Source organism: Actinomycetospora flava (assembly GCF_037400335.1).
GTDB classification, from domain to species: Bacteria; Actinomycetota; Actinomycetes; order Mycobacteriales; family Pseudonocardiaceae; genus Actinomycetospora; species Actinomycetospora flava.
Genome location: NZ_JBBEGM010000016.1, coordinates 1 through 12,779 on the forward strand (window position 1 = coordinate 1; position 12,779 = coordinate 12,779).

Sequence of the window (12,779 nt, forward strand, 5' to 3'; positions counted from 1 at the left end):
TCGCCAGCAAGATGCCGCATCGCTGGTACGCGCACGCGAGCTGGCGGCTTTTCTGACGTTCAACGTCAGCGTGGCCGCCACGCTGACACTCGCGCGCCTCATCCGCGACGGGTCTGGTGCGTGATGAGGAACTGCTCGTTGGGGTCCTCGGCGACACCGGTGACGCCGCCGGCGACGCCGACGCGCGCCCGTTCCGTGACGCGCGGGATCACCGCGTCGGCCGACAGCACCCGGCCCTCGACCTCGAGGGCGGCGCGCTGGCGGGCCGCGACGTCGCTGCTCTGCCCCGCCGCCGCGAGGATCGCATCGGTGGCGGGGTCGCAGTAGCGCGCCCAGGTGTAGCTGCCGCCGCAGGAGAAGTCGCTGGCCAGGTAGCCGACCGGGTCGCCGGTGTCGAGCTGCTGCGAGCGGCTGAGGATCACCGCGTCGTAGGCGCCGGTGCCCAGCTGCGCCTCGAGCGCGGAGCTCTCGAGCACGGTGACGTCGACGGTGAACCCGGCGCGGCGCAGGGCGTCGGCGTCCGCGGCGGCGATCTCGGGGAGCTCGGCGCGGTCGGAGTAGGTCGCGAGCCGGATGCGCTGGCCGGTGACCGGCGACGATGGCGTCACGGCGTGCGGCGGTCGCGCAGCGGCCCACGGCGTCGCGGGCCCGAAGAGCCCGGCCGCGGCGTCGGCGCGGCCCTCGTAGATCGTGCCGGCGACGTCGATCGGCGCGATCGCGCTGCGCACGGCGGCCCGCACCCCGGGGTCGGCGAACACCGGCGAGCGCTGGTCGAGGTACACCGCCACGCTGCGCGGCAGCGGGACGCCGACCACCTGCTGGGGCGCGGTGATCGTCGGGACCTGCGAGACCGGGATCGCCTCGGCGACGTCGAGCTCGCCGGCACGCAGGGCGTTGGCGCGGGCGGTGCCGTCGGCGAGGAAGCGGGCGTCGATGCCGGGCGCGGCGACGGGCCCGCGCCAGTACGCGGGGTTGGACGCGAGGGACGCGCCGGTCGACCCGTCGACCCGCTCGAGCACGAACGGGCCGGTCCCGGCGCGCACCGGGCTCGGCCGGGCCGGGTCGACGTAGGCGGTCGGCGCGAGGACCACCAGCTCGGGGGAGGCCAGGCGCTGCGGGAGCACGGGGTCCGGGACGGGCGTGGTGACGACGACGCCGTCGCCGTCCGCCCGCGCGGACAAGGGAGCTCCTGCCTCGGCCAGCGACGCCAGAGCTCGCGGTACCGGGGTGGCCGCGGCGGCGCGGTTCAGGCTTCCGGCGACGGCATCCGGGGTCAGCGGCGAGCCGTCGTGGAACGTCACGCCGGGGCGCAGGGTGAAGCGCCAGGTGCTCGGGTCGACCTGGGTCCACGCCGTGGACAGCGCCGGGGTCGGCGTCCCGCCCACGAGGGTCACGAGCGGCTCGGTGACCCCGAGCCGCGTCGCGAGCGTGGCCTCGTTGCCGTACGGCGAGAGCCCCGAGGTCGGCGGGAACGACAGCCCGACGCGCAGCCGCCCCTCCGCGGCGTCGCCCCCGGAACCGCTGAAGCACCCGGCCAGGGCGAGGCCCAGGACGGCGAGCACGACGGCCAGGCGGCGATTCATGAGGTGGTCCTCTCGAGCGAGGTCTCCAGCGCCGGCACGCGGCGCACGAGGACGCCCATGACGATCGCGCTGGCCAGGGGCAGGGCGGCGGTGACGGCCCAGGGCAGGGCGGGCGGGCCGCCGGCGTCGAGCAGGGCGCCGAGCAGCGAGCTGCCGCCCAGCACCGCGAGACCCCCGGCGGAGGCGAGGACCCCGAAGTACGCGCCCAGGCGTCGCTCGCCGGCCAACCGCCCCACGGCGTCCTGGGCGACGGGCACCACGGTCATCTGCCCGAGCGTCAGCGTCACGACGAAGACGACGGCGGGCACCGGGCCGGGCGCGTCGACGGCGACGAGCGCGGCGGTGGCGAGGAACGCGAGCGCGAGCACGGCGAACCCGATCGGCAGCGCGCGGGTCCCGATCCGCCGGCGCACGAGCTCGGCCAGCGGGAGCTGCCCGAGCACGACCATGACCGCCGACACCACGAACAGCCCGCCCAGGATCCCGGCCAGCCCGACGCGGTCGAGCTCGACGGGCAGGGCGAGGTAGAGCTGGTTGTAGCTCAGCAGCCAGGACGAGTAGGCGAGCGTGAACGCGAGGAACGCGCGGTTGCGCAGCACCTCGCCCCATCCCGCGAGGATCGGCTCGCCCGCGTGCGCCGCGGGCTCGCGCGGCATCCCGCGGGCGAAGGCGACGAGGACGGCGACGAACACCCCGGCCGCGGCCAGCGTCGTCACCGCGAAGTCGACGGTCAGCAGCAGCGAGCCCAGCACCGGCCCGACGACGATGCCGACCTCGCCGGCGACGCCGAACATCGCGAACGCCTCCGACCGGGTCGGGCCGTCGGCTTTCTCGAGAGCTCCCGCCCGCCGCGCCAGCTCCGCCTCGACGGCGGGGGAGAAGAGGGCCGCGGCGAACCCGGTCGCGACCGTGCCGGCGACCAGCAGCGCCGGACCCTCGGCCAGCGCGAGCAGCAGGAAGCCGGCGATGCGCACGACGAACCCGGTGAGCGCGACCGGCCGGGTGCCGTAGCGGTCGGCCAGCGCCCCGCCCAGGAAGAACAGGCCCTGCTGGCTGAACGTGCGCAGCCCCAGCAGCAGCCCGACCAGCGCCCCGCCGAATCCCAGGTCGCGCGTGAGGTGCAGCGCGAAGAACGGCAGCACCAGGTAGAAGCCGGTGTTGAACGCGAGCTGGCCCAGCACGATCAGCCGCATCGGCCGCGGCAGGTCGCCGAGGCGCCCGAGGATCGACCAGCGGCGCAGCAGGTCCGTCACGCGACCTCCACCGGGAGCACGGCGTCGAGCAGGGCGCGGGTGGCGTCGGCGGCGGGGCGCGCGAAGACGTCGTCGACCGGCCCGGTCTCGGCGACCCGGCCCGCGTCGAGGACGGCCACGTCGGCGCAGAGGCGCTGCGCGATGCCGAGGTCGTGGGTGACGAGCAGGAGCTGGGTCCCGGACGCGCGGGCCAGGTCGCCGACGAGCGTCACGAGGCGCCGCCGGGTCGTGGGGTCGACGGCGCTGAACGGCTCGTCGCCGACGAGCACGGCGGGGCGGGCGGCCAGTGCGCGGGCCAGCGCGATCCGCTGGCGCTCGCCGCCGGAGAACCCGGCGGGGCGCCGGCCGGCGACGGCCGGGTCGAGGCCCACGGCGTCGAGCAGCTCGGCGACCCGCGCGCCGTGGTCGCCCGGGACGGCCAGGCACTCCAGCGGCTCGCGGATGCTCGCGCCGACCGGCAGCCGCGGGTCGAGCGAGCTGCCGGGGTCCTGCGCGACGACGCCGACGGCCCGGCGCAGCTCCCCGGGATCGCGCGGCGACACCGTCTCCCCGCGGAACGAGACCGTGCCGGCGTCGGGCGCCTCGAGCGCGAGCAGCAGGCGCAGCAGCGTCGACTTCCCGGAGCCGGAGGCGCCGACGACCGCGAGGTCTCGCCCGGCCGGGACCGTCAGGTCGACGCCGTCGAGCGCCACGCGGGGGACGCGGCGCCAGGGCCGGTCGCCCGGCACGGCGTAGCGACGCGCGACCCCGTCGAGCACGAAGGTCGCGGTCACGCCCGCACCTCCGGCACCGACAGGCGGGCGGCGTCGACGAGAGCGCGGGTGACCTCGTGCTCCGGCGCGGCGAGGACCTCGGGCACCGGGCCGGACTCGACGACCCGCCCGCCCGCGAGCACCACGACGTGCTCGCAGACCGCCGCGAGCACACCGAGGTCGTGGGTGACCATCAGCAGCGCCGTCCCGGTCGCCGTCAGCGAGCGGTCCAGGCGGTCGAGCAGCGCGCGGGCGACGGGCGGGTCGAGCGCGGCGGTCGGTTCGTCGGCGACGAGCAGCCGGGGCCGGCAGGCGAGCGCGCCGGCGAGGGCGACACGCTGGCGCTGCCCGCCCGAGAGCTGTGCGGGGCGGGCGCGGGCGAGCTCCGGGGGCAGGTCGACCTCGGTGAGCAGCTCGGCGACGCGGGCGCGGGCGGCGGCGCGGTCGAGACCCTGGTGGCGGCGCAGCGGCCCGGCGAGCTGGCGGCCGATCGTCAGCAGCGGGTGCAGCGCGACCGCGGAGTCCTGGGCGACGAGCGCGACGCCGCGTCCGCGCACCGACGCGAGGGCGCTCTCGGACGCTCCGACGAGCTCGGTGCCGCCGACCCGGACGCTTCCGGTCGCCGCGGTCCCGGGCGGCAGCAGGCCCGCGACGGCGGCCGCGGTGAGCGACTTCCCGGCGCCCGACGGCCCGACGACCCCCCAGCGCTCGCCGACGCCCACCGTCAGCGTGAGCCCGTCGACGAGCGTCGTGCCGGCGGCCGCGACACGGACATCGCGGACGTCGGCGGCCGGTTCCGGGATCATCGGCCGCGACCCTAGGTGCTTCCCGCCGTGCTCGGGCGGCTGCGCAGCGTGGTCTGCAACGCAGAGGTCGCACGCGCATGTGTTCACCTGTTGCCATCGACCGGCGACACACGCTCCGCAGCGGGCCGTGCACGCAGAAGATCGCGCAGCTCAGAGCGGATAGCTCATCACATGCTGAGGCGTTGACGTCGTGATCGTTCGGCACCTACGGTCTCACCGGTCGCCGTCCGACTGGAGGGCGATCTCGTCGTGTTCGTGGACAGGAGAACCCCGTGACCACTGCCGGTGCCGTCGCTCGCGCGAGAGCCACCACCGTGTCCGCTTCGGAGACGCTGCCGTGGCTGATCAGCGCCCTGCTGGTCGGGCTCGCGCTCTACTACTTCATCGGCATCGACCAGGGCGCGACGTCGGTGTTCGGCGACACGAGCTACATCCACGAGCTCGTGCACGACGCCCGCCACTTCCTCGGCTTCCCCTGCCACTGATGGAAGCGCGCTCCTTCGTCCTCCGCGGCGCGCTGGCCGGTGCGGTCGCCGGCGTCGTCGCCTGGTTGTTCTCGCTCGTCTTCGCCGAGCCGCAGATCGAGGCGGCGATCGGCTACGAGGAGGGTCGCGGCGCGGCCGAGGAGGCCCTCGCCACCGCGGCCGGCGCCGCCCCGGCCGGCGGCGCCGAGGAAGAGGTCGTCAGCCGCGGCATCCAGGCCACCCTGGGCATCGGGATCGGCATGGTCGGCATCGGCATCGCGCTCGGCCTGCTGTTCGCGGTGGCGTACACGCTGCTGCACGGCCGGGTCGCGCTGCGCCCGCGGGTGCTCGCGCTCGTGGTCGCCGGCGCCGGGTTCCTGACGATCTACGCGACGCCGTTCGTGAAGTACCCGGCGAGCCCGCCCGCGGTCGGCAGCGACGAGACCATCGGCGACCGCACCGCGCTGTACCTGGTGATGGTCGTCGGCTCGATCGTGTTCCTCGCGGCCGCGGTCTACGTCGCCCGCGCGCTGCGCGAGCGGCTCGGCACCTGGAACGCCGTGCTCGTCGGCGGTGTCGTCTACGTCGCGCTCGCGGCGATCCTCATGACGCTGCTGCCCGGACTCGGCGAGCTGACGATCAACGTCGTCGAGAACGGCCCGCGGGCCACCGAGACGCCGCTGCCGCTGCGCGACGCCTCCGGGGCGATCCTGTACCCGGGCTTCGACGCGGACGTGCTCTACGACTTCCGCGTCGCGTCGTTCGCCGCGCAGGCCCTGCTCTGGGGCGTGCTCGGCCTGGTGTTCGGCGGCCTCGTCGAGCGCCGGCTCGCCAAGGGCGAGACCACCGATCGCACGACGGAGCCGGCCTCCGCCTGAGCGCTGTGTGAGCACTTTCCGGGCCCATGGGCCCGGAAAGTGCTCACATGGCGAGGCGCCACACGAACGCGGTGAGCGCGCAGACGGCGAAGCCGAGCCCGAGGGGCAGCAGGGTGGCCAGGGTCGTCCAGCGCACGCTGCGGGTCTCGTGCCAGATGGTCATCACCGTGGTGCTGCACGGGTTGTGGAGCAGGGTGAACAGCATGAGGTTCACCGCGGTGAGCAGCGTCCAGCCGCCCGCCGTGACGAGCACCTGACCGACCTGCGCGTCGTCACCCAGCTCGAGCATCACGCCCGGCGCCGCGCCCAGGGTGTTGGCGCCGAGGGTCAGGGTGAGCATGACGATGGTCGGGATGATGATCTCGTTCGCGGGCACGGCCACGAGGTAGGCGAGCAGGATGACGCCGTTGAGCCCGATCACCCAGCCCAGCGGGTTCAGGGCGGTGACGAGGTGCGCGGCCACGCTGGCGTCGCCGAGGTGCACGTTGCCGATCAGCCAGATCACCGCACCGGCCGGCGCCGCCATGACCAGCGCGCGGCGCAGGACCTTGAGCGTGCGGTCGATGATGCTGGTGTAGAGCGTGCGCCAGACCTGCGGCGGGCGGTACGGCGGCAGCTCCAGGGAGTACACCGAGCTCTCCCCGCGCAGCACGGTGCGCGAGAGCAGCCAGGACACCGCGAGCGTCACGCCGATCCCGACGATCACCACGGCGACGACGCTGCCCGCGGCGACGAATCCCGCGAGCGCCGGCGGCACGACCGCGCCGACGAAGATCGTCCCCATGAGGATCAGCGTCGGCCAGCGGCCGTTGCAGATGCTGAAGTTGTTGGTGATGATCGCGATGAGGCGCTCGCGGCGGCTGTCGATGATCCGCGTGGCCGTCACGCCGGCGGCGTTGCAGCCGTAGCCCATCATCATCGTCAGCGCCTGCTTGCCGTGGGCGCCGGAGCGGGCGAAGAGCCGGTCGAGGTTGAACGCCACCCGCGGCAGGTAGCCGAAGTCCTCGAGCAGCGTGAACAGCGGGAAGAAGATCGCCATCGGCGGCAGCATCACCGCGACCACCCACGCCGTGGCGAGGTAGACGCCGTCGACGAGCAGCCCGGTCAGCCACCACGGCGACCCGACGGCCGCGAACAGACCCTGCAGCCAGGCGTGCCCGTTCTCGACGAGCAGGACGTAGAGCAGGTCCGACGGCACCGCGGCGCCCGCGATCGTGAACCAGAAGACGCCGAAGAACAGCACGCCCATCGCCACGAAGCCCCACACGCGGTGGGTCAGCACGCGGTCGAGGGCCCGGTCGACGGTGAGCTTCGCGCGGGCGTCGTCGCGGTCGACGCTGGTCTCGGCGATGCGGGACGCGTCGGTGTAGAGCGACTCGACGATCCGGTCGCCCACGTCGTCGGGCAGCCCCTGGCGCAGGCGGGCGGCTTGCTGGAGAAGGGGGTCGAGGAGGTCGGTCATCCGGCGCGCTCCAGATCGCCGGCCAGCTCTCCGAGCGTCCCCTCGCGGACGGCCGACTCGATGCCCGCGTCACCCTCGAGCAGGCGCAGCGCCACCCAGCGGCTGTTCGGCACACCGGGGAAGCGAGCCTCGACCTGCGTCGCGAGGTCGGCGACGGCGCGCTCCAGCGCAGGGTCGCGGTGGACCAGGCGCAGGGGCTTCGGCGGGTCCTCGGCGGTGGCGACCTGCGCGATCGCCGCCAGCAGGTCGGGCAGGCCCTGGCCCCGCCGGGCCGCGGTGGCGACGACGGGGACGCCGAGCTCGCGGGTGAGGTGGCGGGTGTCGACGGTGATGCCGTGGCGGCGGGCCTCGTCGACGAGGTTCAGTGCGACCACCACGCGCCCGGTGATCTGGCGGATCTGCAGCACCAGGGGCAGGTTGCGCTCGAGGCGCGTCGCGTCGACGACCACCACGACGACGTCGGGGCGCCCGAAGAGCAGCACGTCGCGGGCGACGTCCTCGTCGGTGCTGGTCGACAGCAGCGAGTACGTGCCCGGGAGGTCGACGATCCGGTAGCCGGCGCCGCCGTAGGAGAAGCCGCCCTCGGCGCGGGCGACGGTCTTGCCCGCCCAGTTGCCGACGTGCTGGCGCAGCCCGGTCAGCGCGTTGAACACGGTGCTCTTGCCGGTGTTGGGGTTGCCCGCGAGCGCGATGACGTGGTCGTAGCGACCGGGGTCGAGGCCCAATCCGGCCTTCGGCGCGGCAGCTCCGCTGCGCTTCGTGCCGCCTGGCTTCGCCCGCCGCGTGGCGTCGGGAGCCAGCGCGCAGGAACCGCACGCGTCCCCGGCGGGCGGGGGGCCGACGCCGGGCGACGGCAGCGGGGCCCCCATGGCCTAGCGGTCCCCGGCCTCGACGTGCACGGTCCGCGCCTGGCCCCGGCGCAGCACGACGAGCGCGCCGCGGACCTCGTAGGCGGTGGGGTCGCCGAGCGGGCTCGTCATGTCGGCGCGGATCGCGGCGCCGGGCAGCAGCCCGAGGTCCATGAGCCGGCGGCGTTCGCCCCCGCGGATGTCGAGGGCGGTGACCACGGCGCGCTGGCCGCGGGGAAGCTCGTCGAGGGTCATCCGCGACCACCCCGTCCGCTCGGGCCGGAGATTTCGCTCCGGCCTACCCGCAAAGTTCGGCTGGCCGAACTCTACGTTGCGGGCGCCCGATGGAACACCCCTTCGACGACATCGTCGACCCAGAGGGCATCGGCGAGCTCGGGGCCGAGGTCGAGGTCGGCATCCGGCGCCGGGCCCGAGACGCGCACCTGGAAGGGCCCGCCGAACGGACGCCGCGCGAGGAGCTCCAGGGTCACGCCCAGTTCGACCGCCTGCTCGCGCAGCCACGTGAGCATGGCGGGCTCGGTGTCGTCGACCCGCACCAGCCGCCCGCGGTCGCCGGGCTCGAGGGTCGCGAACCGCCGCCCCGCGAAGTCGGCGACCGTGCCGTCGGCGGCGGGGATCGGGTCGCCGTGCGGGTCGAAGCGCGGGTGGCCCAGGCGGGCGTCCATGCGGTCGAGCAGCGTGGACGACACGTGGTGCTCGAGCACCTCGGCCTCGTCGTGCACCTCGTCCCACCCGTAGCCGAGCTCGCGGACGAGGTAGGTCTCGAGCAGCCGGTGGCGGCGCAGCACGTCGAGCGCGGCCCGGGTGCCGTCGTCGGTGAGCCGGACCCCGCCGTAGGGGCGGTGCTCGACGAGTCCCTGGTCGGTGAGCTTCTTCAGCATCCCGGACACCGAGGACGCGCCGACCCCGAGGCGCTTGGCCAGCGCGGTGGTCGACGCCGGGCCCTCGCCGCGCTCGTAGACCGCGTAGATCGCCTTGATGTAGTCGTCGACCGCGGCCGTGCGGGGCGCGGCGGTCTCGGACATGGGAGCCAGGGTAGCGGGGGTCCGCGCTCCTCAGAGCGTGGTGCGGAACGCCGTCACGGCCTCGACGCACGCGCGCGCCGCCTCGGCGTGCCGGCGGCAGTGCTCGTGGTGGTCGGCGTGGGCGCCGCACGCGGCCGCGCTCGCCTCGCTCGCGCGCACCGCGGCGTCGAGGATCCCGGCGACAGTGGCCGCGTCGCCGCCCTCGCCGCGCGCGAGCACCCGGTGGGCGGCCGCGCAGACGTCCGCGCAGTCGAGGGCCAGGTGGATCTCGGGTGCCATGCCGCCGATCGCGGCCATCGCGACCGTGCAGCCGGTGCTGACCTGCTCGCAGACGTGCAGCGCGTCGAGGGCCCGGTCTCTGGTGTCGTCGCTCATGCGTCCCGAGGTTGCCCGGCGAACCGCCCGCGGAAAAGGCCGGGGCGGTGGGTGCCCAGCAGCGGCATCGCCCCCGCGACCCGCACCAGCGGGCGGCGGAACGGCCAGCGCCCGTGGGGGAGCCCGAGGTCGTCGACGGCGTCGAGACCGGGCACCAGGCGCGGCAGCGCGAGCGCGTCGGGGACCGTGATGCCGAACGGCATCGCCGGCGCCCGGTAGGCGGGCGTGAGGTCCAGTCCGCGCAGGGTCCGGCGGCTGAACCAGGGCGGGATGGTGTCGAAGAGGATCTGCCCGCCCGGGAACCGGGCCGCGGCGTCGGCGAGCAGCCCCAGCGCCTGCTCGCGCGTGAAGTACATGAGCAGGCCCTCCGCGGTGACGATCGTCGGACCGTCCCCGACCCACGCCATCCACGCCCGGTCCAGCGCCGACAGGGCGACGTGCCGGACGCGCGGCGCCGCGGGCAGCAGTCGCTCGCGCAGGGCCAGCACTTCGGGCAGGTCGACGCTGACCCAGTCGACGTCGGGCTCGCCGAGGCGCCAGTACGTGGTCTGGAGCCCCTCGCCGAGCGCGACGACGGTCGCGTCCGGGTGCTCGTCCAGGAACGCGCGCAGGGCGTCGTCGAAGGCCCGGGCGCGCAGCGCGTGCGCCTGGCTCGGGCGGCCGAAGCGCTCCGCGTAGGGGTAGGTCAGCTGCTCCAGGGCCTCGACGGCCCACGGGTCGTGCAGCGCGGAGTCGGCGCGGCGCGCCTCGGTGGCGCGGTTGTGGAGGGTCCACAGGGTCGTCTCGGGGACGCCGGTGAGCTCGGGTCGCACGGTCACAGCCCCTGCTTCCCGTCGGCCCAGTGCGCCTTGGTGGCGACGGCCCGGCGCGCGAGCCCGTACTGCACGCGGACCCGGCGGCGCAGCCGGTCGATCGTGCCGACGTGGCCGGCGAGGCAGACCTGCTCGGGGGCGGTCTCGCGGTCGGCGACCCAGTTGTCGAGCCAGGCGTCGAGGGCGACCCCCGGCACGGCGCCGGCGGCCACCACGTCGAGCGCAGGGACGAGCGTCGCGGCCGCGCCGAGGTCCGCCGGCGCGACCTCGATCGCCCCGCGCGCGTCGCCCGAGGTCGGCACGACGGCGGCGAACAGCCCCAGCGCGCTCGCGTCGCCGAGGAACAGCTCGCGGCGGTCGGGCTCGCGACGCACCCCGCCGCCCGGGCCCATCACACCGACCTCGGCGCCGAGCCGCAGGCCCGCGAGCCAGGCGGTTCCGGGCGCGTCCCCGTGCCGCACGAACACGACGTCGAACCGTCCGCGGTCGGGGTCGACGTCGGCCGGCGTGTAGTGGCGGAACTCCCGGTCGCCGACCCGGAACTCCACCTCCTGGCCGCGGACCCACGGCCGTCCCCGCCAGTGGGGGCCGACGAACCCGACCCGCACGAGGCCGGGGGAGAGGTCGACGACCTCGACGACGGTGGCCGGGCGTCCGAACCAGCGTTCGGCCCGGGCGGCGAGGGGCGCAGGGAGCGAGGGCACGAAGTAAGGCTAGCCTTACCTCTGATCCATCGGAAGCTATCGTCGCGTGTCATGGGCGACGTGCTGGACCGGGCGCGCGAGGTCGCCGCCGACGTGCTGGCCCCGGCGGCGGACGAGGTCGACCGCACCTCGACGATCCCGGAGGGGCACTTCCGCGCGCTGGCCGACGCGGGCCTCTACGGGCTCGCGGGCTCCGACGACGTCGCGTTCGACGACTTCGTCGGTGTCGTCGAGACCCTGGCCGGCGCGTGCCTCACCACGACCTTCACGTGGATGCAGCACCACGGGGTCGTGCGCGGGCTGCCCGCGACGACGAACACCGCGCTGCGCGAGCGCCACCTCGCCGACGCGGTCCGCGGCACGACGCGGTGCGGCGTGGCGTTCGCGGGCGCGATCCCGCAGCCGCCGAAGCTCTGGGCCACGGAGGTCGACGGCGGGTGGCGCCTCGACGGCGTCGCCCCGCTCGTCACCGGGTGGGGGATCGTCGACCTGCTGCAGGTCTCGGCGCGCGACGCGGCGACGGCGGACGCCGACGACGAGCACGCGCGCGTCGTGTCGCTGCTCGTGCCGGCGACGGCCGCCGACGGCGTCACCGTGCATCCCCTCGACCTCGCGGCGGCCAACGGCAGCCACACGGTGCGCCTCGACGTCGACGGGTGGTTCGTCGGCGCGGACGCGGTGGTCGCGACGCCGACCCGCGCTGCGTTCCTCGCGGGCCAGCACTTCAGCGCGCGGATCAACGGGTGCCTGGCCCTCGGGGTGGCCGGCCGCTGCGCGTCCCTCGTGGCCGAGGTCGGCGAGCCCGACGCCGCGGCGGCTCTGCGCAAGGCGCTCGACGCGGCCCGCGACGACCTCGACGCCGGCCTCGCCGACGCCCCGCGGATGGCGCCGGCGCGCGCGGCGGCCTCCGCGCTCGCCGTCCGCGCGGCCGCGACCCTCACCGTCGCGGTCGGCAGCCGCGCGATCGTCGGGCGCCACCCGGCGCGGCGCCTGGCGCGCGAGGCGGCGTTCACCCTCGTCGCCGCCGGGCGGCCGGAGATCCGGGACGAACTGCTCGGCGTGCTGCCCTAGATCCACGACGACCCCCCGACCGAGGAGGGTCGAGGGGTCGCCGCGCGCCGCGCGGCGGACGCTTGTCGGAACGATCACCGCGCGAGGACCAGGGGGCTCAGACCAGCGTCGTGCCCTGCGCGTGCTCGAAGCGCTCGGCGGCGTCGGCCCAGTTCACGACGTTCCACCAGGCCTTGACGTAGTCCGGCTTGACGTTGAGGTAGTCGAGGTAGAAGGCGTGCTCCCACATGTCGAGCATGACCACCGGCACGATCCCGAGCGGCACGTTCGCCTGCTGGTCGTAGAGCTGGAAGATGCGCAGCTTCTGGGCCAGCGTGTCGAACCCGAGGATCGACCAGCCCGAGCCCTGGATCGTCGTGGCGACCGCGGTGAAGTGCGTCTGGAACTTCTCGAAGGACCCGAAGTCGCGGTCGATCGCCGAGGCGAGCTCGCCGGTGGGCTTGTCGCCGCCGTCCGGGCTGAGGTTCTTCCAGAACACCGAGTGGTTGATGTGCCCGCCGTAGTTGAAGGCGAGGTTCTTCTCCCACAGCAGGGCGGTGGTGCCGATCGTGTCCTTCTCGCGGGCCTCCGCGAGGGCGTCGATCGCCGTGTTCAGCCCCGTGACGTAGGTGTTGTGGTGCTTGTCGTGGTGCAGCTCCATGATTTTGCCCGAGATGTGCGGCTCGAGGGCGCCGAAGTCGTAGGGCAGGTCGGGAAGCGTGTACTCGGGCATGCGACCAGCCTGG

Annotated in this window: 15 protein-coding genes; 3 read left to right on the top strand and 12 right to left on the bottom strand. The window is 75.1% G+C overall.

The features are described from left to right. Nucleotides 1-98: 98 nt before the first annotated feature. From WCD58_RS28740 to WCD58_RS28755, 4 genes are read right to left on the bottom strand one after another with little or no spacing between them, the layout of a single operon-like run. Nucleotides 99-1,583 carry an ABC transporter substrate-binding protein gene (locus WCD58_RS28740; protein ID WP_337706552.1) on the bottom strand — a complete coding sequence of 495 codons (1,485 nt, stop codon included), beginning with the start codon at nt 1,581-1,583 and terminating at the stop codon, nt 99-101. Next, complete coding sequence (locus WCD58_RS28745) at nt 1,580-2,836, bottom strand: MFS transporter (RefSeq protein WP_337706553.1); 1,257 nt, start codon at nt 2,834-2,836, stop codon at nt 1,580-1,582. The genes WCD58_RS28740 and WCD58_RS28745 overlap by 4 nt, the downstream gene beginning before the upstream one ends. Further along, the gene (locus WCD58_RS28750; protein ID WP_337706554.1) at nt 2,833-3,609 is read right to left on the bottom strand and encodes an ABC transporter ATP-binding protein; all 777 of its coding nucleotides are present in this window, start codon (nt 3,607-3,609) and stop codon (nt 2,833-2,835) included. The genes WCD58_RS28745 and WCD58_RS28750 overlap by 4 nt, the downstream gene beginning before the upstream one ends. Continuing rightward, nucleotides 3,606-4,394, bottom strand: a complete 789-nt coding sequence (locus WCD58_RS28755) for an ATP-binding cassette domain-containing protein (protein WP_337706555.1) — start codon at nt 4,392-4,394, stop codon at nt 3,606-3,608. The genes WCD58_RS28750 and WCD58_RS28755 overlap by 4 nt, the downstream gene beginning before the upstream one ends. 314 nt (nt 4,395-4,708) lie before the next feature. On the opposite strand from WCD58_RS28755, the gene WCD58_RS28760 reads away from it, so the two are divergent. Together WCD58_RS28760 and WCD58_RS28765 are read left to right on the top strand one after the other, a co-directional pair. Next, the gene (locus WCD58_RS28760) at nt 4,709-4,879 is read left to right on the top strand and encodes a CbtB domain-containing protein (RefSeq protein ID WP_337706556.1); all 171 of its coding nucleotides are present in this window, start codon (nt 4,709-4,711) and stop codon (nt 4,877-4,879) included. After that, complete coding sequence (locus tag WCD58_RS28765) at nt 4,879-5,736, top strand: CbtA family protein (RefSeq protein WP_337706557.1); 858 nt, start codon at nt 4,879-4,881, stop codon at nt 5,734-5,736. Before WCD58_RS28760 ends, WCD58_RS28765 begins: the two co-directional genes overlap by 1 nt. A gap of 43 nt (nt 5,737-5,779) precedes the next feature. Here the strand turns inward: WCD58_RS28765 and WCD58_RS28770 are convergent, their stop codons facing one another. The 7 genes from WCD58_RS28770 to WCD58_RS28800 all read right to left on the bottom strand — a co-directional run bounded on the left by WCD58_RS28770 (nt 5,780) and on the right by WCD58_RS28800 (nt 10,983). Continuing rightward, nucleotides 5,780-7,198, bottom strand: coding sequence for a nucleoside recognition domain-containing protein (locus tag WCD58_RS28770; RefSeq protein WP_337706558.1), 1,419 nt, complete (start codon nt 7,196-7,198; stop codon nt 5,780-5,782). Beyond that, entirely contained in the window at nt 7,195-8,067 is an 873-nt protein-coding gene (locus WCD58_RS28775) for a FeoB small GTPase domain-containing protein (RefSeq protein WP_337706559.1), read from the bottom strand. Before WCD58_RS28775 ends, WCD58_RS28770 begins: the two co-directional genes overlap by 4 nt. 3 nt (nt 8,068-8,070) lie before the next feature. Then, on the bottom strand, nt 8,071-8,301 hold the full coding sequence (locus tag WCD58_RS28780; RefSeq protein WP_337706560.1) for a FeoA family protein: 231 nt from the start codon (nt 8,299-8,301) through the stop codon (nt 8,071-8,073). A gap of 71 nt (nt 8,302-8,372) precedes the next feature. Next, nucleotides 8,373-9,092: a metal-dependent transcriptional regulator gene (locus tag WCD58_RS28785; protein ID WP_337706561.1), complete on the bottom strand. Its 720-nt coding sequence runs from the start codon at nt 9,090-9,092 to the stop codon at nt 8,373-8,375. 30 nt (nt 9,093-9,122) lie between these two features. Continuing rightward, nucleotides 9,123-9,467, bottom strand: coding sequence for a four-helix bundle copper-binding protein (locus tag WCD58_RS28790; protein WP_337706562.1), 345 nt, complete (start codon nt 9,465-9,467; stop codon nt 9,123-9,125). Further along, nucleotides 9,464-10,285, bottom strand: coding sequence for a class I SAM-dependent methyltransferase (locus tag WCD58_RS28795; RefSeq protein WP_337706563.1), 822 nt, complete (start codon nt 10,283-10,285; stop codon nt 9,464-9,466). Before WCD58_RS28795 ends, WCD58_RS28790 begins: the two co-directional genes overlap by 4 nt. Then, the gene (locus WCD58_RS28800) at nt 10,282-10,983 is read right to left on the bottom strand and encodes a siderophore-interacting protein (RefSeq protein WP_337706564.1); all 702 of its coding nucleotides are present in this window, start codon (nt 10,981-10,983) and stop codon (nt 10,282-10,284) included. Before WCD58_RS28800 ends, WCD58_RS28795 begins: the two co-directional genes overlap by 4 nt. Before the next feature lie 51 nt (nt 10,984-11,034). Here WCD58_RS28800 and WCD58_RS28805 point away from each other — a divergent pair, with 51 nt between their 5' ends. Then, on the top strand, nt 11,035-12,054 hold the full coding sequence (locus tag WCD58_RS28805) for an acyl-CoA dehydrogenase family protein (RefSeq protein ID WP_337706565.1): 1,020 nt from the start codon (nt 11,035-11,037) through the stop codon (nt 12,052-12,054). A gap of 97 nt (nt 12,055-12,151) precedes the next feature. On the opposite strand, the gene WCD58_RS28810 is transcribed toward WCD58_RS28805, so the two are convergent. Further along, nucleotides 12,152-12,766, bottom strand: coding sequence for a superoxide dismutase (locus WCD58_RS28810; protein ID WP_337706566.1), 615 nt, complete (start codon nt 12,764-12,766; stop codon nt 12,152-12,154). Nucleotides 12,767-12,779 lie beyond the last annotated feature (13 nt).

Bases quoted from the DNA above. Each gene is read 5' to 3' on its own strand.
- WCD58_RS28740 (WP_337706552.1), bottom strand. From the start codon at position 1,583: ATGAATCGCCGCCTGGCCGTCGTGCTCGCCGTCCTGGGCCTCGCCCTG.
- WCD58_RS28755 (WP_337706555.1), bottom strand. From the start codon at position 4,394: ATGATCCCGGAACCGGCCGCCGACGTCCGCGATGTCCGTGTCGCGGCC.
- WCD58_RS28765 (WP_337706557.1), top strand. From the start codon at position 4,879: ATGGAAGCGCGCTCCTTCGTCCTCCGCGGCGCGCTGGCCGGTGCGGTC.
- WCD58_RS28770 (WP_337706558.1), bottom strand. From the start codon at position 7,198: ATGACCGACCTCCTCGACCCCCTTCTCCAGCAAGCCGCCCGCCTGCGC.
- WCD58_RS28775 (WP_337706559.1), bottom strand. From the start codon at position 8,067: ATGGGGGCCCCGCTGCCGTCGCCCGGCGTCGGCCCCCCGCCCGCCGGG.
- WCD58_RS28780 (WP_337706560.1), bottom strand. From the start codon at position 8,301: ATGACCCTCGACGAGCTTCCCCGCGGCCAGCGCGCCGTGGTCACCGCC.
- WCD58_RS28785 (WP_337706561.1), bottom strand. From the start codon at position 9,092: ATGTCCGAGACCGCCGCGCCCCGCACGGCCGCGGTCGACGACTACATC.
- WCD58_RS28790 (WP_337706562.1), bottom strand. From the start codon at position 9,467: ATGAGCGACGACACCAGAGACCGGGCCCTCGACGCGCTGCACGTCTGC.
- WCD58_RS28805 (WP_337706565.1), top strand. From the start codon at position 11,035: ATGGGCGACGTGCTGGACCGGGCGCGCGAGGTCGCCGCCGACGTGCTG.
- WCD58_RS28810 (WP_337706566.1), bottom strand. From the start codon at position 12,766: ATGCCCGAGTACACGCTTCCCGACCTGCCCTACGACTTCGGCGCCCTC.